The 18808-nt window shown below is 75.2% G+C and carries 16 protein-coding genes and 1 tRNA gene; 10 read left to right on the forward strand and 7 right to left on the reverse strand.

What is annotated here, in order from left to right:
* The first annotated feature begins 86 nt into the window (after nt 1–86).
* Nucleotides 87–611, forward strand: a complete 525-nt coding sequence (locus tag C9F11_RS15595; RefSeq protein ID WP_138959869.1) for a hypothetical protein — start codon at nt 87–89, stop codon at nt 609–611.
* 48 nt (nt 612–659) lie between these two features.
* On the opposite strand, the gene C9F11_RS15600 is transcribed toward C9F11_RS15595, so the two are convergent.
* Together C9F11_RS15600 and C9F11_RS15605 are read right to left on the reverse strand one after the other, a co-directional pair.
* Entirely contained in the window at nt 660–1523 is an 864-nt protein-coding gene (locus C9F11_RS15600) for a fused MFS/spermidine synthase (protein ID WP_138959870.1), read from the reverse strand.
* Between the two features lie 293 nt (nt 1524–1816).
* On the reverse strand, nt 1817–2164 hold the full coding sequence (locus C9F11_RS15605; RefSeq protein ID WP_138966537.1) for a hypothetical protein: 348 nt from the start codon (nt 2162–2164) through the stop codon (nt 1817–1819).
* Between the two features lie 569 nt (nt 2165–2733).
* Between C9F11_RS15605 and C9F11_RS15610 the strand changes: the two genes are divergently transcribed.
* Nucleotides 2734–4155: a tetratricopeptide repeat protein gene (locus C9F11_RS15610; protein ID WP_138959871.1), complete on the forward strand. Its 1422-nt coding sequence runs from the start codon at nt 2734–2736 to the stop codon at nt 4153–4155.
* A gap of 12 nt (nt 4156–4167) precedes the next feature.
* On the opposite strand, the gene C9F11_RS15615 is transcribed toward C9F11_RS15610, so the two are convergent.
* The gene (locus tag C9F11_RS15615; protein ID WP_138959872.1) at nt 4168–4764 is read right to left on the reverse strand and encodes a histidine phosphatase family protein; all 597 of its coding nucleotides are present in this window, start codon (nt 4762–4764) and stop codon (nt 4168–4170) included.
* 304 nt (nt 4765–5068) lie between these two features.
* Between C9F11_RS15615 and C9F11_RS15620 the strand changes: the two genes are divergently transcribed.
* The 7 genes from C9F11_RS15620 (at nt 5069) to C9F11_RS15650 (ending at nt 11849) form a co-directional block, all read left to right on the forward strand.
* Nucleotides 5069–6196: a phosphatase PAP2 family protein gene (locus C9F11_RS15620; protein ID WP_138959873.1), complete on the forward strand. Its 1128-nt coding sequence runs from the start codon at nt 5069–5071 to the stop codon at nt 6194–6196.
* The gene (locus C9F11_RS15625; RefSeq protein ID WP_249402183.1) at nt 6162–7358 is read left to right on the forward strand and encodes a hypothetical protein; all 1197 of its coding nucleotides are present in this window, start codon (nt 6162–6164) and stop codon (nt 7356–7358) included. Before C9F11_RS15620 ends, C9F11_RS15625 begins: the two co-directional genes overlap by 35 nt.
* A gap of 40 nt (nt 7359–7398) precedes the next feature.
* Entirely contained in the window at nt 7399–8985 is a 1587-nt protein-coding gene (locus C9F11_RS15630; RefSeq protein ID WP_138959874.1) for a hypothetical protein, read from the forward strand.
* Entirely contained in the window at nt 8982–10328 is a 1347-nt protein-coding gene (locus C9F11_RS15635) for an AAA domain-containing protein (RefSeq protein WP_138959875.1), read from the forward strand. Before C9F11_RS15630 ends, C9F11_RS15635 begins: the two co-directional genes overlap by 4 nt.
* A gap of 330 nt (nt 10329–10658) precedes the next feature.
* A complete protein-coding gene (locus C9F11_RS15640) occupies nt 10659–11006 on the forward strand; it encodes a hypothetical protein (RefSeq protein ID WP_138959876.1) in 348 nt (115 codons plus the stop codon).
* A gap of 176 nt (nt 11007–11182) precedes the next feature.
* A complete protein-coding gene (locus C9F11_RS15645) occupies nt 11183–11785 on the forward strand; it encodes a bifunctional DNA primase/polymerase (RefSeq protein WP_138959877.1) in 603 nt (200 codons plus the stop codon).
* A tRNA-Lys gene (locus C9F11_RS15650) sits at nt 11776–11849 on the forward strand. The genes C9F11_RS15645 and C9F11_RS15650 overlap by 10 nt, the downstream gene beginning before the upstream one ends.
* 69 nt (nt 11850–11918) lie before the next feature.
* On the opposite strand, the gene C9F11_RS15660 is transcribed toward C9F11_RS15650, so the two are convergent.
* The gene (locus tag C9F11_RS15660; RefSeq protein WP_138959878.1) at nt 11919–13193 is read right to left on the reverse strand and encodes a M6 family metalloprotease domain-containing protein; all 1275 of its coding nucleotides are present in this window, start codon (nt 13191–13193) and stop codon (nt 11919–11921) included.
* A gap of 337 nt (nt 13194–13530) precedes the next feature.
* On the opposite strand from C9F11_RS15660, the gene C9F11_RS15665 reads away from it, so the two are divergent.
* The gene (locus C9F11_RS15665) at nt 13531–15384 is read left to right on the forward strand and encodes an EAL domain-containing protein (RefSeq protein ID WP_138959879.1); all 1854 of its coding nucleotides are present in this window, start codon (nt 13531–13533) and stop codon (nt 15382–15384) included.
* Between the two features lie 188 nt (nt 15385–15572).
* Here C9F11_RS15665 and C9F11_RS15670 read toward each other — a convergent pair whose 3' ends face one another.
* The 3 genes from C9F11_RS15670 to C9F11_RS15685 all read right to left on the reverse strand — a co-directional run bounded on the left by C9F11_RS15670 (nt 15573) and on the right by C9F11_RS15685 (nt 18739).
* Nucleotides 15573–16679: an LLM class flavin-dependent oxidoreductase gene (locus C9F11_RS15670; protein ID WP_138966539.1), complete on the reverse strand. Its 1107-nt coding sequence runs from the start codon at nt 16677–16679 to the stop codon at nt 15573–15575.
* Between the two features lie 309 nt (nt 16680–16988).
* On the reverse strand, nt 16989–17729 hold the full coding sequence (locus tag C9F11_RS15680) for an aspartate/glutamate racemase family protein (protein ID WP_138959881.1): 741 nt from the start codon (nt 17727–17729) through the stop codon (nt 16989–16991).
* Nucleotides 17726–18739 (reverse strand): aspartate/glutamate racemase family protein, encoded by a 1014-nt coding sequence (locus C9F11_RS15685; protein WP_138959882.1) that lies wholly within the window; start codon nt 18737–18739, stop codon nt 17726–17728. The genes C9F11_RS15680 and C9F11_RS15685 overlap by 4 nt, the downstream gene beginning before the upstream one ends.
* Between the last annotated feature and the right edge of the window lie 69 nt (nt 18740–18808).

The raw sequence follows: 18808 nt of genomic DNA on the forward strand, positions 1-18808 counted from the left end.
CTTTTGGCCCGGACATGGGCGTCATGTCCCTTACGGGGCGCGGGAGATGTGGCCACCGGGGTGGTGGTGGGGCACCATGGCGCGCTATGCGCAGAGCTCTCCTGCACGCCGGCGCGTGGTCGCTCGCCACGGGTGTGGCGGTCACCCTGTCGTGGTGGGGCGTGCACACCGTGATGGCGGGCACGGCCTACGATCCGCCGCGCGCGCTGCCGCTCGCGGCGGAGCACCCGGAGCGCACGGTGTCGTCGTCCACGCACCGGCCCGAGCCGGAGCCCGGCGCGCGGTCGTCGGGGCCCGCGCGGCCCCCGGCCGCCCCCGAGCCGTCGCGCGAGCCGCCCGCGGCGCGCGCTCCTGCTCCCCGGACGTCCCCTCCCGCCGGACCCGCGGCCGGCCGGGTGAAGACCTACCCCACCGAAGGCGGCCGGGTCGTGTTCGACCTCGGCGGGGACACCGCCACGCTGGTCTCCGCGTCGCCCGCGACGGGCTGGTCGATGCGGGTGTGGAAGGCCCCGGCGTGGATCCGGGTGGAGTTCACGTCGGGCGCGGACCGCGTCTCGGTGTTCTGCACCTGGCACGACCACGCGCCACGGGTCGACGTCACCACGTACTGAGCCGCGGCCCCACGGCTCAGCGGCCCCACCACTCAGCGACTCAGCGACTCAGCGGAAGACGGAGGGCGGCGGCGCGGGCGAGGCCACCGCGCTCGCGTCGGTGACGGCGGCCGCCCCGCCGCCGAAGTCGAGGAGGGCGCGCCCGTGTTCGACGCGCGCCGGGTGCGGGTCGCTCGCGCTGCGCCGGGTGAGTTCGGCGAGGGGCAGGGGGCGCGCGGAGGCGAGGAGCACGGCGTTGCCGAAGCGCTTGCCGCGCAGCACGGCGGGGTCGGCGACGAGCGCGAGCTCGGGGAAGACGGCGGCGGCGGTGGCGAGTTGGCCGCGCAGATAGCCGAGCGGCGGGCCGTCGGCGAGGTTGGCGGCGTAGTGCCCTTCGGGCTTCAGGACGCGGCGCACGTCGCCGAGGAACTCCACGGACGTCAGGTGCGCGGGGGTGCGGGCGCCGCTGAACACGTCGGCGATCACCAGGTCCGCCCAGCCGTCCGGCACCTTGGCGAGTCCCTCGCGGGCGTCGGCTCCGCGCACGCGCACGCGTGCCTGCGGGTCGAGCGGCAGCACGCGGCGCACCAGGCTCACGAGGGCGGTGTCGCGCTCGACGACCTGCTGGGTGGAGCGGGGGCGGGTCGCGGCGACGTAGCGGGCGAGGGTGAAGGCGCCGCCGCCGAGGTGCAGCACGTGCAGGGGGGTGCCGGGCGGGGCGGCGAGGTCGGCGATGTGGCCGAGCCTGCGCTGGTACTCGAAGTCGAGGTGGGCGGGGTCGTCGAGGTCGACGTGGGACTGGGGTGCGCCGTCGATGACGAGGGTCCAGGCGTGGGGGCGGTCGCGGTCGGGCAGCAGTTCGGCGAGGCCGCCGTCGACCTCTTCGACCACCGCTTCCCGCGCCGCGTCGCGGCTCCGCCTGTTCCTTGCCATCGGGCCATTATCGCCGGGGCCGCGGTGTGCCGCTCGCGCGGTGCGCCCCAGGCCCACCCCTCCCCGAACCGGGGGCTGGCCGCCCCCGGGCCCCGGCCCTTATCGGCGCTCCGCGCCTCGTCCTCAAACGCCGGACGGGCTGAATGGTGCCGCTGCGCGCCGCATCTCGCCTGCGGGCCGGGACTGGTCCGCGGTCCGCGGACGAGATGCGGCCCGCACCGGAGACTTTCAGCCCGTCCGGCGTTTGAGGACGAGGCCGAAGGCCGATCAACGGCTGGCCACCCCGGCAGGGCTCAGCGGCAGTTGTCCGCCGCCTCGATGATGCGTTGGGCCTCGCCGAGGGCGGCGCGGAGGGCCGCGGGGTCCGTCACCGGCTCCGTCGGGCGGGGCGGTACCAGCCAGCCCGTGCCGGCGACCGGGGGCGGGGGCGTCGGGTCCCGGACGTCGGTGCCGGGCCCGGCGAAGGTCTGCGTACAGGCGCTGCCCGGCAGGTCCCACGCGGCGGCCGTGCCGGGCGGCACCAGGAAGCCGAGGGTGTCGCAGCCGCCGTCGTGCAGGACGGGCCCCACGGCCTCGTCCCCGGCGCCCCGGCGCAGGATGTCGACGGCTTCGAGGCCCTGTCGCGCGGGCACGGTCACCAGGTCGCAGTGCTCGTGACCGGGGTCGACGCCGTACGGAGCGTACGGGGCGTGGGGGTTGTACGGGGTGTGTGCGGTGTGTGCGGTGTGCGGGGCGGACGGGGCGTGACGTGCGTACGGCTCGTGGCCCCGGGGCCCGGGATGGGCGGGGCCGCACGGCTCGCCGCCGCCGGGTCCGGCACTGCGGTCCTGGCTCGGCCGGTGCCGCGCCGTGGTCAGTGAGCCCCCAGATTCGCTGTTCTCCATGCCGACCTCCAACAAGGGAACCCCTCCTCGCCAGGGCGGAAGCCGCTTCGCTCCCTCTCCGCACTGGTTCAACGCGCCACCGCGTCAACGGCTACGGCGCCACGCCGCCGCAAAGGATGGCAGTTCATGGCAGATCACGGATGAGATATCCGGTTTGTAGCCAAACTCCACGTCGTCTCGGGGTCACAGAGGGTACTTTCTTGCTCCGCCGGGACACGGCCGGACCACGGGGCAGCGCGGGGGCGGGACGCGCGGCGCGGGACTCCGGCGGTTCGTCGGCACGGTCCCCCCACGAGAGGGCCTCGGTCCCCACGAGAGGATCCGGCATGGCGTCGTCTTCCACGGCCTCGTCCACCCCGCCGTCGCGGCCGAACCTCGCCTTCCGGCGGCTGCGCGGGCAGCGCTCACCGGGCGAGTTCGCGGCCCTGGTGCGGCGGGCCGCGCGCGAGATCGGCGAGCGGGTCAGCTGCGACGCGCGGTACGTCGGCCGCGTCGAGGCGGGCGAGATCCGCTGCCCCAACTACGCGTACGAACGGGTGTTCCTGCACATGTTCCCCGGCCGGACGCTGACGGACCTCGGCTTCGCACCGCGCGCGGCGGTGCGCGGCCGGGGGGCGCGCACCGACTCCGACGCGCCCACGGCGCACGGCCCGGGCCGCGTCCCCGCCCCGGGCGGGCTCCGGCACCCCGAAGAGAACCACAGTGACGAGGAGAGCGACGTGCGGCGTCGCGCATTCATGGCCGGCGGCACCGCCACAGTGGCGGCCGCCTCCCTGACGGCCCTGCCCCTGAGCGGCACCGCCGGAGCCGCGGCGGGCGCGATCCCACGCCCCCGCACGGCGGGCGAGGCGGAGGTGCACGCGGTGGAGGAGGCGGTCCGCAGGATCCGGCTGCTCGACGACCGGCACGGCGCCGACGGCCTCTACCGGCGCGCCGCCGCCCCGCTGCGCACCGCCTACGCCCTGCTCGACGCGGGTACCGCACGCCCGGCCACGGCGGACCGGCTGTACACGGGCGCGGGCGAACTGGCCATCTCCGTGGGCTGGCTGGCGCACGACTCGGGCCGCTTCGACGACGCCCGCTCGCACTACGCGGAGGCGCTCGCGACGGCCCGGATGTCCGGGGACCCCGCCCTGGAGGCCCACGCCTTCTGCAACACGGCGTTCCTCGCGCGCGACGCCGGACGCCCGCGCGAGGCGGTGCGGGCGGCACAGGCCGCGGCGCGCGCCGCCCGGCAGGTCGCCTCGCCCCGGCTCCTGTCCCTGATCGCGCTGCGCGAGGCGGGCGGCTGGGCGGGCCTCGGCGACCGCGCGGGCTGCGAGCGGGCCCTGTCGCAGGCGCACGCCCTGTTCGACCGGGGCCCCGGCCCGCAGGACCCGGAGTGGATGACCTTCTACGGGCCCGCGGAGCTGGCGGGCCTGGAGGCCCAGTGCTGGTCGGCGCTCGGCCACTGGGAGCGCGCCTCGCGGCACGCGTACCGGGCGGCGGACGTGGCGGCGGCGCAGACGCCCGAGTTCACCCGGAACATCGCCCTGTACACCGCCGAGCTCGCCGACGACCTGGCCCGCGCGGGCCGCCCGGACGAGGCGGCGGCGGCGGGCCTGCGGGTGCTCGCGCTGCTCGACGAGGTCCAGTCGTCCCGCATCCAGGGGATGCTCGCCACCACCGCGCGCCTGCTGCTCCCGCACCGGCGCGCCTCAGGGGTGAACGGCTTCCTGGAGCACCACGCGTCCCGCGCGCGCGGGTGACGGCCCGCCCGCTCAGCCGGCCAGGTGCCCGGTCTCGTTCCAGGACTCGATCGCGGGCTCCCCGTACGCCCAGCCGAGGACCGACAGGGACGTCGGGTTGAGGCGGATGCGGGAGGCGAAGGAGATGTCGTTGCCGAGCCAGCGGGCGCCGATGGCGCGCAGGATGTGGCCGTGGGCGAAGACGAGCACGTCCCGGTCGGCGCCGCGGGCCCAGTCGATCACCTCGTCGGCGCGCGCGGAGACCTGCGCCAGCGTCTCGCCGTCCGGCACGCCGTCGCGCCAGATGAACCAGCCGGGCCGGATCGCCTGGATGTCGGCCGGGGTCAGGCCGTCGTACGCGCCGTAGTCGAACTCCATCAGGGCGTCCCACTCCGCGGCCCGGTCGCCGAACCCGGCGATCTCGCACGTCTCCCGCGCGCGGGACAGCGGGCTGGTGCGGACCTCGACACCGGGGAGGCCGTCGTAGGGCGCCCGGTGCAGCCGCTCGCCGAGCAGCTTGGCGCCGCGCCTGCCCTCGTCCAGGAGCGGGATGTCGGTCCTGCCGGTGTGCTTGCCGGACAGCGACCACTCGGTCTGTCCGTGCCGGGCCAGCAGGATGCGCGGTGCCATGAGGAGCCTTCCCAAGGAGATGCGAGGAGGAGCGGGGGGCAGCGGGCAGCAGTGAGGCGAACCGATATGTCAGAAATCGACTGGGACAAAAGCGGACAAGTGATTGTCCGCTCCCTCATGCGCCCTTCTGTTTCCTTCCATCATCACTCACGCGCGCGATGAGCAACCCGCGCGCCGATCTCTGCGTCTATGACCACCAGGGGGATGGCTCGTCGGCCTTCGCGTACGCCGTAAAGTGACCCAGCGGCCGTACGCCGTGAGAACTGAGCGAGAACAGCGCGAACTGAGATGGGGGACCCACCGGATGCCGCACACCGAGGCACAGGGCGCCGGCAACGGCGGCATATCCGGGCACCGGACGCGGGGTGTCCCCGGCCTCCGCCCGCGCTGGTGGACCGAGCTGCCGCTGATCCTGCTGGTCTACGGAGCCTACTCGGCGGGCCGTCTGCTGGCGCGCGGGGACGTGACCACGGCCGTCGACCACGGCCTGTCCATCCTGCGGGTCGAGAAGGCCGTGAACCTGAACCTCGAACACCCGCTGAACCGGTTGTTCACCGCCCACGCCTCCCTCGGCGTCCCGGCCGACTTCTGGTACGCGTCGCTGCACTACCTGGTCACGCCGCTGATCCTGATCTGGCTGTTCCGCAGCAGGGCCGTGCACTACGCCGCGGCCCGCACCTGGCTGATGGTCTCCACGCTGATCGGCCTGATCGGCTTCTCGCTGATGCCGACCTGTCCGCCGCGCCTCCTCGACTCCGGCCACGGGTTCGTCGACACCATGGCGCAGTACAGCGACTGGGGCTGGTGGGGCGGCCAGGCCAGCGCCCCGCGCGGCCTCGGCGGGATGACCAACCAGTACGCGGCGATGCCGAGCCTGCACGTCGGCTGGTCCCTGTGGTGCGGCGTGATGCTGTGGCGGTACGGGCGCGGCCCGGTGGCGAAGACGGCGGCGGTCGCCTATCCGCTGCTGACCACGATCGTCGTGATGGGCACCGCCAACCACTACTTCCTGGACGCGGTCGCGGGCGTCGCCGTGATGCTCGTGGGGCTGCTCCTGGTCAAGCCGGTCCAGCGGCTCGCGGAGCGGGCCAGGGCGCGGCTGCGGCCCGTGGTCGCGGCGGCGCTGCCCGACCGGTTCGGTTCCGGTTCCGGTTCCGGTTCCGGTTCCGGTTCCGGCCAGGACACCGGGTCCGCCAAGGGCGCGGACGCGTCCTCGGGGCGGGCCGTGGACGCCACTTCCGGCGCACACGCCTCGGTTGTCAGTGGCGGATGCCAGACTTCCGCGGGTGAGCGAATTCCCCATCAGCGCAAGCTCGGTGCCGAGTCCGGCTCCCGCGGCCCGAGGAGCGCACGACCGGCAGGCCGCCCCGCCGACACCGCCGACACCGGGGACGGCGCTGCGGCGACGGCTGGCGGAGCTGCGCGGACCTGACGTACCGGCGCAGCCGCTCGACGCCCGCGCCCTCGCCGCGCTCGCGGCGAACCCGGGCTGTCGCAGACGGGCGCTCCTGGACGGCGCGGGCGTGCCCAAGGCGGAGCTCGCGCGCTCGCTCGGCGCGCCGTCGGCGTTCGGGCAGTCCCAGTTCGCGTTCATGCGCGGGCACGCCTTCGAGGCGCGGGTCAAGGCGGACGGCGGCGCGGAGCTGCTCCGGCTCACGCACGCGCGCGTGGGCGGCGGCCCCGAGCCGGTGCCGGGCGAGGCGCGGGTGCCGGACCTCACGGCGGCGGGCCCGCGGGGCCGCGCGGCCCGCACGGAGCTCGCCCTGGGCGAGGCCACGGCGGCCGGGGCCTGGACGCTCCTGGACCACCCCATGCTGGCCCTGGACGTCGCGGGCACCCCGGCCTTCCTCGAACCCGACGCGGTGGTGGTCGCCCCGGACGGCACGTGGACGGTCGTGGAGATCAAGTCGTTCCCGATGATCGACGGATCGGCGGACGCGGCGAAGGTGGGCGCGGCCGCCCGGCAGGCGGCGGTGTACGCCCTCGCCCTGGAGGACCTGGCCGCCCGGCTCGACGGCCCGGCGCCCCGGGTGCGCGACCAGATCCTCCTGGTCTGCCCCAAGGACTTCTCGAACCTGCCTGCGGCGTCCCCGGTCGACATCCGCAAGCAGCTCTCCGTCACCCGCCGCCAGCTGTCCCGGCTCACCCGCGTCGAGGACATCGCGGCGGGGCTTCCGCCGGGCACGACCTTCGACGTCAACCGCCCCGCCGCCGAGCTGACCGCGGCGGTCGACGCGGTGCCCGCGACCTATGCGCCGGAGTGCCTCGCGGCCTGCGAGCTGGCCTTCCACTGCCGGGCGCGCTCCCGTGCCGCGGGGGAGGTCACGGCGCTCGGGCGGTCGCTGCGGGGGGAGCTGGGCGCGCTGACCACGGTGGAGCAGGCCCTCGCGGCGGCCCGGGGGGAAGCCGGGGATCCGGACGACCCGGTGGTGGCCGAGCTGCGGGCCGCGGGGGCGCTGCGGGCCGAGGCGCTGGCAGCGCCTCGCGGGTGCGCCCCAAGCCCGCCCCTTTCCCGGAACCAGGGGGCTGCCGCCCCCTGGGCCCCCGCTCCATCGGCGCTTCGCGCCTCGTCCTCAACCGCCGGACGGGCTTGATGTCCCACTCTTCGCACGCAAGGACCCCGAGGCCCCGCACATGACCCTCATCGACAACCTCGCGCGGCTGGAGGCCACGGCCAGCGGGCGGGCGCAGCCCCGGGCCACGGTGCGCCACCGCCACCTGTCCCAGCGCCCGCTGGTCCTCGTCCCGCTGACCACGGCCGGTGAGGCGGGCGCCCCGCTCGGGGCGCTGATCGGCACCGAGCGCACGGCCCCGCGGCTGCTCGTCGTCCCCCAGCCCCGCGACCGCGACCTCCGCTTCGCCTTCCTCGCCGAGCTCGCCGACGTGCTGCTGCCGTACGTGGAGGCGTACGGCGACGACGTGGAGGCGGCCGAGCGCACCGAGACCGACCCGGAGTCCGGCAAGCGCGTCAAGGTCGAGGTCGACCTGTGCGCGGACGCGCCCCAGCTGATCGTGCCGAGCCGTGCGGGCATCGAGTTCGTCCGGCTCCTCGGCCGCTCCATGCGGTTCCGCCGCACCGCCGAGCAGGACCCGGACACACCGCACCCGGCGCCGCCGCGCGTGCCGCTGCTCGGCCGCTGGCTGACGCACTTCGGGGAGCGCGCCCGGGTGCCCGGCTCGGCGCTGCTGCTCGCCATGACGGACCTGCTGTCGCGGCACTGGGCGACGGGCCAGTCCAGCCTGGAGGAGCAGCACCTGGGCGCGCTGCTCGCCTGGATCGAGGCGCCCGACGGCACCTCGGGCGGGGCCGCGGCGCTCCGCGCGGAGCTGGCCAGGGACGCCGCCGGGCAGCTGCTGTGCCCGCCCGCGGGCCCGGCCACCGACCCGGCGTTCGACAACGACCTGCTGGCTCCGGCCATCGAGGCCTACGACCGCGCGCGCACGGCCCTCGCCGCCGCCGAGGACGGCCCGGCGGCCGAGGCCCGCCTTGCCGGCCTCACCGCCGCCGAGCGGGAGATCCGCGCCCTGGTGGACAGCCGTACCCGGCCCACCTGGGACGCGGTGTGGCGCGGCCTCGACGCCCTGTGCACGCTGCCCGAGGCGGCGCACGCCGAGGACCGGTGGCGGAGCGACCGCTGGTCGTTCACCGCGCACCGCGACCGGGTCGCCGCCGGTGAACCGCCGCAGCCGCGCCTGGACGACGCGGTGACGGCGGCCCAGAAGCTGGCCACGCGCGAGCGGGAGCAGGCGCGGCTCGACGCGCACGAGGCGCTCGACGACCCCCTGGTGATGGCCGGGCGGCGGCTGCGCGGCGAGGCGTTCGCCGGGGAGGTCACCCAGGTCGTGCCGGCGTACAGCGAGGGCAAGTCGCCGCGCCCGCGCCCGCTGGTCACCGTGCGCACGGCCGACCGGCCGCATCTCGACGAGGGCGTGAAGGTGTACCGCTCCCTGGCCGGGAAGCCGCAGACCGCGCACTTCGTGACGTACGAGGGGGACGGGGCGCTGGTGCTGCGGATCGTGGACAAGATGGGGCGCGGCAAGGAGCCCGAGCCCGGCTCCGTGCCCGAGGCGGGCGACGTGCTGTGCTGGACGCTGTTCGAGCACGAGCAGCGGGGCGGCCCGAAGCTGCCGGACCCGGAGGACACCCCCTGGACGCACGGCGGCCCGCCGGACGCCACCGCCGAGACCCCCGACCCCGTGACCGCGGAGGACACCCTGTGACCCCGGCCTCCCCCACCGCCTTCGACTCCGGCGCCGCGGCCGCCCGCGCCACCGAGGCGATCCTGCGCGACACGCTCCAGGGCGCGCACCGCGGCGTCGTCGTGGACTCGCCGCCGGGCGCGGGCAAGTCCACGCTCGTCGTGCGGGCCGCACGCGAACTGGCCGCGGCGGGGCGGCCCCTGATGGTGGTCGCGCAGACGAACGCGCAGGTGGACGACCTGGTCCTGCGCCTGGCCGAGAAGGACCCCGAGCTGCCGGTGGGGCGCCTGCACAGCAGCGACTCCGACCCGTACGACAAGGCGCTCGACGGCCTGGCGAACGTGCGGAAGTCCACCAAGGCCGCCGAGCTGAAGGGCCTCGACGTGGTGGTGTCCACCGCCGCGAAGTGGGCGCACGTGCGGGGCGTCGAGCCGTGGGGGCACGCGATCGTCGACGAGGCGTACCAGATGCGGTCCGACGCGCTGCTCGCCGTGGCCGGTCTCTTCGAGCGGGCGCTGTTCGTGGGCGACCCGGGGCAGTTGGACCCGTTCGCGATCGCCGAGGCCGAGCAGTGGGCCGGGCTGGCCTACGACCCGTCGGCCAGCGCGGTGTCCACGCTGCTCGCGCACAACCCCGAGCTGCCGCAGCACCGTCTGCCGGTGTCGTGGCGGCTGCCCGCGTCGGCCGCGCCGCTGGTGTCGGACGCGTTCTATCCGTTCACGCCGTTCCGCAGCGGTACGGGCCCCGAGGACCGGGCCCTGCGCTTCGCGGTGCCCTCGGACGGGTCGGGGCCGGACCGGGTGATCGACGAGGCGGCGGCCTCCGGCTGGGGCCTGCTGGAGCTGCCCGCCCGGCACACGCCGCGCACCGACCCGGAGGCGGTGCGGGCCGTCGCCCTGGTGGTGCGCCGGCTGCTCGACCGGGGCGGGGCGGCCACGTCGGAGCGGGCCGCGGAGCCGGTGCCGCTGACCGCGGACCGGGTGGCGGTGGGCACGGCGCACCGCGACCAGGCGGCGGCGGTGCGCGCGGCGCTCGCCGCGCTCGGCGTGGTGGACGTGACCGTGGACACGGCGAACCGGCTCCAGGGCCGGGAGTTCGACGTCACGGTGGTGCTCCACCCGCTGTCGGGGCGGCCGGACGCGACGGCGTTCCACCTGGAGACGGGCCGCCTGTGCGTCCTCACCTCCCGGCACCGGCACGCGTGCGTGGTGGTGTGCCGGGCCGGGGTGGACTCCCTGCTCGACGACCACCCGTCGACGGAACCCGTACGCCTGGGCGTGACGGTGAAGTTCCCCGACGGCTGGGACGCGATGATGACGACGTGGTCCCACCTCACCGAACACCGAGTGCACTGGCACCCCTGACCACCGCACCGACACCAGCCCGTGTGCCACACCCCACACACCACCGCCCCACCACCGGACGGAGTCCAGTACGCCGCCGGAGGCGGCCGAAGGAAACAGCCCCGACGGCTGGGACGCGATGATGACGACGTGGTCCCACCTGACCGAGCACCGGGTGCACTGGCACCCCTGACCACCGCGCCGGTACGCGCACCGCGTGCGTGGGCACGCCGTGCCGGTACGCGCGCACCGCGTGCGTGGGCGGGGGTGTCGGGGCCGCAGCCCCCGGCCTCTTGCGGGGCGGGGGACAATGGGTCGCGGCACGTGGCGTACGAGGGAAGGAACGTGAAGATGGCGGAACCCGAGGCCCAGGGCAAGCGCATGCGCCCCGCGCCGTTGCTCTTCGAGCCCGCGGAAGCCGCCGCCGACCCGGAGCACTTCTTCGACCTGGAGTCCATCGAGGACCCGCGCGAACTGCTGTCCCGGGCGACCGAGTTGACCCTCGCCTTCCGGGCGGCGACGGACCGCTCCGTGGAGTTCCAGGCGATCGCGGCCGCGCAGCTCGCCGATCCGCGGCGGTTCGACCGGCTCACGGCCGCGGACATCGCCGAGCGCGCGCAGTGGACCGAGGACTACGCCAAGAAGATGGTGGAGTTCGGCCGGGACCTGCTGCGCAGGGACGGGGCGGGCACGCCGTAGGCCCCGGGCCCCTGCCGGGCGGGCATCCGGGCCCCACCGGGCCCGCCCGCCCCCTTGCCCCCGGCAAACCCTCTGGCATATGCCGAGGGCGCACGGTACCCCACCCGGGCGGCCACTGTCCCGGATTTCGGGAACCCTGCGGAACCGGGCACTCACTCCCGGTACACGTAGTCGCCATGAGCCTCACCCTCCCCCACAGCCCGCAGCCCCACGCGTTCGGCTCCGCGGCCGAGGTGACCGCCGACGGCGCCACCTGGCTCACCTCAGCGGAAACGTATCCGCGCAGGGTCCTCACCGACTGGCGGGCCCGGCCCCACGAGCCCGCCGTGCTGTCCTGCGGCAGCGCCTTCGACGTGGTGAGCGTGCCCGCCGTCTTCGGGCGGCGCATGGTCGACCGGCTCTGGCACGAGGGGCCGGGCTCCGGCCCCGTCGCCGTGCACCGGGGCCGCGTCCTGCTCTTCGCCGCGCCCGGCACCGCCCAGCGGCTCCCCTCGCTCCTGCGCTGGGAGGAGTGGGGCTCCGCCGTGCCCTCGCTGCTCTGCCACGGCGCCGGGGACGCCGTCACCGTGCCGCCACTGGCACGCGACGAGCGCGACCGCGGCGGGTCACGCTGGGTGGTCGGCCCCGACACCCGCAGCCCCTGGCTGCCGGGGCCCGAGGTGGTCCTGTGGGCCTGTGTACGGGCCGCCCGGGGCGCCGCGGAGACGGCGGTGCGTATATCGATTTTTCCCAGCGGCGATCAGGATGCTAAGGTCTACGACGTCAGCAGGCGCCGCTAGCTCAGTTGGTTAGAGCAGCTGACTCTTAATCAGCGGGTCCGGGGTTCGAGTCCCTGGCGGCGCACCGACAGAATGAGGCCCCTCGCGGAAACGCGAGGGGCCTTTTTCGTTGCTGTCCGTGACCGGCACCGGCTCAGGCCGGGGTGATCTCCACGGTCCAGCCGCCGGACCGGGTGCGGTCCGCGACCTCGATCCTGACCCCGGCGCCCGGCACCGTGAAGCTCTCCCCCGCGCGCACCGGCGCGTCCGCCAGCGGCGGATAGACCGACTCGCTCCAGCACGCCTCGGTGCGCGGGTGGGCGTCCACCACCTCGACGGGGCCCCGGCCCGACGCCGTGTCGCTGTGGACCCGGTACACCAGGACGCCCTCGCTGCACGTCGCGCGGTCGTTGCCCGCGGGGCCCCGGGCCTCGACGGCGACGGCGCTGCCCCGGCCGGTGCGGACCACCGCCAGCTTGGTGCCGCCGACGCCGCCGCGGGCGGGCGCCGCCAGGGGTTCGAGGGTCAGCCGCCGGGGGCCGCCGCCCTGGACGCAGACCACCTGGCGCGGGTCGAGCCAGCCCAGCTTCCACTTGTGCCAGCCGAACAGGTCCGGGGCCAGGCCGAACTGGCTGCCCATGACGTCCCAGTCGCCGACGTGCGTGTCCCAGTCGCCCTCGCCGTCGGTCGGCCGGTGGTACAGGTCCGGCAGGTCGAAGACGTGGCCCGTCTCGTGCGCGAGGACGTTGCGGTCCGGTGGATGGCGCTCGAAGACCGTGACCATGCGCCGGATCGAGGCCCCGTCGGCACGCATCGGCCGGTCGAAGTTCACGACCTTCGTCGCGTCCGAGTCCACGCCCGGCGCGTCCGGATCGGCCACGAAGTACACGATGTCGTACGCGGAGAAGTCCACGTGCGGATCGGCCGCCGCCAGCGCGTCCCGCAGATAGGAGGCGCGCCGCTGGGCGTTCCAGTCGCGCTCTATGGCGTACGCGGTGGACGCCTTGGGCATCGGGATCCACTCGGACTGGGGATGCGCGCGCAACCGGAACCGCCCGTACGAGGCACGCGCGAAGAAGTCGCTGGTCTCGGGGAAGTAGTCCGCGGCGAGCTCCGCCGGCGTCGTCACCGGTGGCGAGTCCGGGAACGACAGGAAGACCATGACGGCGTCCCGGCTCCGGGTGGGCCGCGGATAGGCGGCGTTCCAGGTGTCCAGGCCCTCCGAGTGGTGCGCGGCCGTGCGGCGGAGGGCGCACGGGCCCGCCGCGCCGTGGGCGATCGCGGGGCCCGCGACCAGGGACGTGGCGGCCACGGCGGTCAGGCAGGTGAACAGCGTGGCCGTGGTGCGCAGCCGCTCCCCGCCACGGGTGAGCCGCCAAGGGGGGAGCTGACGCTCCACGTCGACCTCCGGGTGCGGAATGCGGGACACCCCACCCACCCTGTGGTGATTTGTTGACCTTCGCCCAGTTTGTCTGACCTGACCGAGTGAACATGGTCGAGAAGGCGACACTCCCGGCGCTCACTCACCGTCACAAGCGGTCGTCGCAGAAAGAAAGCGGGGCCGGGCCGAGCAGAAACGATCTGCCGCGGTCTCCGGGGCCGCTTCCGCGAGGTGCGGCGGCTGGAGGCGATGCGGGCCACCCTCTATGATCGGCACACTTTCCGGGCCCCGTCGGCCGCACATGAGCGGTCGATCGCCTCCCCAGACCCGCCAGGAACAGGGGCCCCATCGACCTGCTCGATCGATCGCACTGCGGGAGCAAGCGGTGAACGGAACGTCCGAAGGGCCGACTGCCACAGCGGTCACAGCACCGGGCCGTACCCGGCCTGCCGTCACAGAGCGTAATCAATGCGGTGTGGCCGGGCACTCCGTCCAGCACATCGCCGACTACCGCGCGGCCTTCGCCGCGGCCCCCCTCCCCCTCGCCGTCGTCGGCCGCGACGGGCTCGTCGTCTGCGCCAACGAGGCGTTCGCCGGGCTGCTCGGCGCGGACCACGCCGACCTGCCCGGCCGGGTCGCCGCCGACCTCGTGGACCTGGCGTCCGACGCCCGCGCCTGGCACGCGTACCACGAGGTGCTCCGCGGCCGCCAGGCCAAGCTGCGCTGTACGCGCCGGCTCAAACATCCCGACGGGCACTCCCTGTGGACGCAGATCACCGTCTCGCCGCTGCCGGACGAGCGGCACGCGCCGGGCACCGTGCTGCTCGCCGTCGCCGACATCAGCGCCCGCCGCGACCTCCAGGCGCGCCTGCGCCACCTCCAGATGCACGACCCGGTGACCCGCCTCCCCAACCGCGCGCTGTTCTTCGAGCGGCTCGCGACCGCCCTGGAGGCGGGCGCGTACGACGACACGAGCACGGGCCGCGTCGGGCTGTGCTACCTGGACCTCGACGGGTTCAAGGCGGTCAACGACACCCTCGGCCACCGCGTCGGCGACCGGCTGCTCGCCGCCGTGGCCGAGCGCCTGACCGGCTGCGCCGACCGGGCCGCGTACGGCAGGACGTCCGCGCCGCTCGTGGCGCGGCTCGGCGGGGACGAGTTCGCGCTCCTCGTGGAGGACTCCACGGGCACCGACCAGCTCGCGGAGCTGGCCGACGCGACCCTGCGGGCGCTCCAGGAGCCCTTCGACCTGTCCGGGCAGCGCCTTTCCCTCTCGGCGTCCATCGGCGTCGTCGAGCGGCGCGCCGCCGGGACGACCACGACCGGCCTGATGCAGGCCGCCGACACCACGCTGTACTGGGCGAAGACCGACGGCAAGGCCCGCTGGACGCTCTTCGACCCCGAGCGCAACGCGCACCGCATGACCCGGCAGGCCCTGGCCAGTTCGCTGCGGCCCGCCGTCGAGCGCGACGAGTTCGTGCTCGACTACCAGCCGCTCGTGGGCATGGAGGACGGCGGTCTGCGCGGCGTGGAGGCGCTGGTGCGGTGGGATCATCCGCAGTTCGGTCTGCTCACGCCGAATCGGTTCATCGGACTTGCTGAAGAAGACGGGTCCATCGTGCAGCTGGGCCGCTGGGTGCTGCGCACGGCCTGCCTGCAGGCGCGCCGCTGGCAGCTCGAACACCCGGAGCGGGAGCCGGTGTTCGTGAGCGTGAACGTCGCCGTGCGGCAGGTGTGGGACTCCGACCTCGTCGCGGACGTCGCGGAGATCCTCGCCGAGACCGGGCTCGCGCCCGAGCTGCTCCAGCTGGAGCTCACCGAGTCCGCCGTCATGGGCTCCGCCGGGCGCCCGCTCCAGGCCCTCCAGGCGCTGAGCGACATGGGCGTGCGCATCGCGATCGACGACTTCGGCACGGGCTACTCCAACCTCGCCTATCTGAGCCGCCTGCCCGTCTCCGTGCTCAAGCTGGACGGGTCCTTCGTCCGGGGCTTCCAGTACGAGGAGGGCGAGGGTCACGTCAACCCCGCCGACGAGGTGATCGTCGAGGCCCTGGTGCGCCTCGCCCACCAGCTCGGGCTCACCGTCACCGCCGAGTGCGTGGAGACCTCGGGGCAGGCGGAGCGGCTGCGCAGGATCGGCTGCGACACCGGGCAGGGCTGGCTGTACTCCCGGGCCGTGGCCGCCGAGCGGATTTCCAAGATCCTTACGGCGGAGGGGCTTGCTGCCGCCGGGGCGTGACGCCTCGGGCGCCGTGTGCGGGGGCCCTGTGCGGGGTGCCGCCCCCACCCCCGTGAAGGGGCGGCACCCCCGCTTCGCCGGGACGCGCCGCGCTGGACCGTCCTTCGTCTGCGAGTTCGTCGTGGCTGGGCGCGCCCGCGCGGCGGAGCCGCATATCAGCACAGCCCCGCGCCCCTAGGGGGCCTTCCTTACGGGGCCTTGGGCAGGTCGTAGGCGTTCGCTATGAGTTCGTAGCTGCGCAGGCGGATGTCGCCGCCGTGGGCGTTGGCCGTGAGCATCAGCTCGTCGGCGCCGGTGCGCTTGGCGAGGTCGTCGAGGCCCGCGCGGACCTGGTCGGCCGTGCCGTGGATGACGTTGCTGTTCCAGCTGGTCACGAAGTCCCGCTCCGCCTCGGTGAAGCGGTGCGCGGCCGCCTCGTCCGGGGTGGGCACGAGCCCGGGGCGGCCGGTGCGCAGCCGGATCATGTTGAGGGCGGCGGCCCTGACCTGGCGGCGCGCCTCCTCCTCGGCGTCCGTGGCGAGCGCGGAGACGCCGATGAGGGCGTACGGGGCGTCGAGGAGCGCCGACGGGCGGAACGACTCGCGGTACAGGTCCAGCGCGGGGAGCGTGTTCTGCGCGGAGAAGTGGTGCGCGAACGCGAACGGCAGCCCGAGGACTCCGGCGAGCCGGGCGCTGAAGCCGGACGAGCCGAGCAGCCAGATCGGCGGGCGGTGCCGGGACTGGACGCCGCCCGGGGACGTGGCCTGGACCGGCCCGGGGACCGCGTGGATCCGGGCGTACGGGTGGCCGTCGGGGAAGTCGTCGTCGAGGAACCGGGTCAGCTCCGCGAGCTGCTGCGGGAAGTCGTCGGCGCCCTCGCCGAGCCGGTCCGTGCGGCGCAGGGCCGCCGCGGTGGCGCCGTCCGTGCCCGGGGCCCGGCCGAGGCCGAGGTCGACGCGGCCCGGGGCCAGGGCCTCCAGGGTGCCGAACTGCTCCGCGATGACGAGCGGGGCGTGGTTGGGCAGCATGACGCCGCCCGAGCCCAGGCGGATGCGGGTGGTGTGGGCGGCCAGGTGCGCGAGGATCACGGCCGGGGACGAGGAGGCCACGCCCGGCATCGAGTGGTGCTCGGCCACCCAGTGGCGGTGGTAGCCGCGGGACTCGGCGAGCTTGGCGAGGGCGACGCTGGTGCGCAGGGCGTCGGTGGCGGTGCGGCCGGAGCCGACGGTCACGAGGTCCAGGACGGACAGGGCCGTGGGGGCCGTGCCTCTCGGCTCGGCCCGGATGCCGTCGCCGCCGCCGTCGTTCGCGTCCATGTCCACTGGCACTGGGGCCTCCTGCGGTCCGCCTCGTCCGTCCGTACGGAGGGCGGTAACAGGAGGGGGGCTCCGTTTATTCCCGGGCCCTGCCGGGGGCTTCCCCAATCCCGCCCCTTCCCGAAACTGGGGCTCCGCCCCAGACCCCGCTCCTCAAACGCCGGAGAGGCTGAAAGATCTGCCGCAACCGGCGACAGATCCAGCCCGTCCGGCGTTTGAGGACGAGGCGCGGAGCGCCGACAAACGGGGGTCCGAGGGGGCGCAGCCCCCTTGTTCGGGAAGGGGCGGGATCGGGGCGCACCGCGAGGCCTAGGACCCCGTTGCCTGGACCAAGGGCTCCTTCGTGAAGAGCGTCCCCAGGGTCGGGGCGTTGACGCGGCGGGAGGCCAGGCGGAGGGCCTCCCAGACGGTGACCTGGTTGGCGGTGAGGACGGGCTTGCCGAGGGCGGCCTCCAGGTCGGGGAGGTGCGCGGCGGTGTGCAGGGCCGTGTCGGGCAGGAGGACGGCCTGCGCGTCGGGGTGGTCGCCCGCGCGGGCGAGCGCGAGGACCTCGTCCCGCCCCCACGTGCCGACCTCGGCCGCCGTGACGATGCCACTGGACCGCAGGGACACCACGTCCACCCCGGCCGCCTTGAGGAACGCGGCGAAGTACCCGGCGACGTCCTCGGGATACGTGGCCGCGACGGCGACCCGCCCCGCCCCCAGCTCCCGTACCGCGTGCGCGAACGCGAAGGACGTGGAGGACGCGGGCAGCCCCGCCGCCCTGGCCAGGCCCCGCACCTGGTCGTGCGCGCCCTCCCAGCCGAGGACGAAGCTCCCGCTGGTGCACGCCCACACCACGGCCTCCGCGCCGGTGAGGCGCAGCTCCTCGACCCCGGCGGCGAGCCGCGCGGGCGACCCCATCTCCACGAGCGCGTCGACGCGGTGGGCGTCCTCGCCGATGTCGGTGTGCACGACCTGGAGGCGGATGTCGGAGCCGAGGAGCTGCTCGACGCGGGGGTAGTCGTCCTCGGCGGAGTGCCCCGGGTAGAGGAATCCGAGTGCGGTCAAGTCCAGCCTCCTTCAGGGGTGGGGCCCGTGGCTCCGGGCCCCGCGGGCGGTTCCGGCAGGGCCTCCGGGGGCGCCGCGGGGGCGGCCGGCCCGGGGGCGGGCGGCTCGGTCACCGCCGGTTCCGCCACCCCGCCCGGCCGTGGCTCGACCACGGCGGGTCCCGCCATCCCGGGCGCCGGCGGTTCGGTCACCGCACGCTCCGCGATGCCGCCCGCCGGGGACCCGAGCGCCGGGTCCAGGGGGGCGAGGGTCGCCGCGCCCGGCCGCGCGCCCGCGTCGATCAGCGCTTGGTAAGGCCCTACCGCACGCGTACCCAGTCGTCGCAGGGCCGACCACATCGTCACCTGGTTCGCCGAGAGGACCGGCACCCGCAGCTCCGCTTCCAGCTGCGGGATGACGTCGTACGTGGGCAGGTTCGTACAGCTGATGAACAGCGCGTCCACCGGCCGCAGGACGGCGCGGCGCGCCATGTCCGCGACGTCGCGGTAGGGCACCTTCCAGATGTGCCGGGTGAGTCCGAGGTAGGCGCGGCCCACGACCGAGACGCCCGCCTCGCCCAGATACTCCTCCAGGGCCTGCGTCACCGACCAGGTGTACGGCGTGACGAGGGCGATGCGGCGCGCGTCCAGCTCGGCGAGGGCCTCCAGGAGGGCGCCGGAGGTGGTCACCGCGGCCACCTCGCCCTCGCGCGTCATGGCCTCGCACATCGCCCGCTCGCCCGCCACGCCGCCGACGAAGCTGCCGGACGTGCAGGCGTACGCGAGGACTTCGGGCTCGGCGGCGGTCAGCGCCCGGACCGCCTCGGCGAGCGTCTCGTGCTCGCTGACCAGGCGCGCGAGGTCGAGGCTGACCTCGACGGGCACATACGGCGTGCGCGTGAGGTGCAGGGAGACGTCGTCGGGGACCCAGCGCCACAGCTCGCGGTCCAGGGCGAAGTCGAAGGGGGCGACGACACCGACACCGCGCTGCGGGTGCGGTCCGCCGGCCAGGGAGAACGACGTGACGTCCATGAGCAGGCCCTACGTTCGTGCGTGCGTGCAGTGACAGGGCCGGCCGGGGGCCGGAAGTGGTGCGGTACC

It is taken from the genome of Streptomyces sp. YIM 121038, from assembly GCF_006088715.1.
Lineage (GTDB): Bacteria > Actinomycetota > Actinomycetes > Streptomycetales > Streptomycetaceae > Streptomyces.

Excerpts from the sequence above, each read along its gene's own strand:
- C9F11_RS15595 (WP_138959869.1), top strand. The coding sequence starts at position 87 with ATGCGCAGAGCTCTCCTGCACGCCGGCGCGTGGTCGCTCGCCACGGGT.
- C9F11_RS15600 (WP_138959870.1), bottom strand. The coding sequence starts at position 1,523 with ATGGCAAGGAACAGGCGGAGCCGCGACGCGGCGCGGGAAGCGGTGGTC.
- C9F11_RS15610 (WP_138959871.1), top strand. The coding sequence starts at position 2,734 with ATGGCGTCGTCTTCCACGGCCTCGTCCACCCCGCCGTCGCGGCCGAAC.
- C9F11_RS15615 (WP_138959872.1), bottom strand. The coding sequence starts at position 4,764 with ATGGCACCGCGCATCCTGCTGGCCCGGCACGGACAGACCGAGTGGTCG.
- C9F11_RS15620 (WP_138959873.1), top strand. The coding sequence starts at position 5,069 with ATGCCGCACACCGAGGCACAGGGCGCCGGCAACGGCGGCATATCCGGG.
- C9F11_RS15630 (WP_138959874.1), top strand. The coding sequence starts at position 7,399 with ATGACCCTCATCGACAACCTCGCGCGGCTGGAGGCCACGGCCAGCGGG.
- C9F11_RS15640 (WP_138959876.1), top strand. The coding sequence starts at position 10,659 with ATGGCGGAACCCGAGGCCCAGGGCAAGCGCATGCGCCCCGCGCCGTTG.
- C9F11_RS15645 (WP_138959877.1), top strand. The coding sequence starts at position 11,183 with ATGAGCCTCACCCTCCCCCACAGCCCGCAGCCCCACGCGTTCGGCTCC.
- C9F11_RS15670 (WP_138966539.1), bottom strand. The coding sequence starts at position 16,679 with ATGGACGCGAACGACGGCGGCGGCGACGGCATCCGGGCCGAGCCGAGA.
- C9F11_RS15685 (WP_138959882.1), bottom strand. The coding sequence starts at position 18,739 with ATGGACGTCACGTCGTTCTCCCTGGCCGGCGGACCGCACCCGCAGCGC.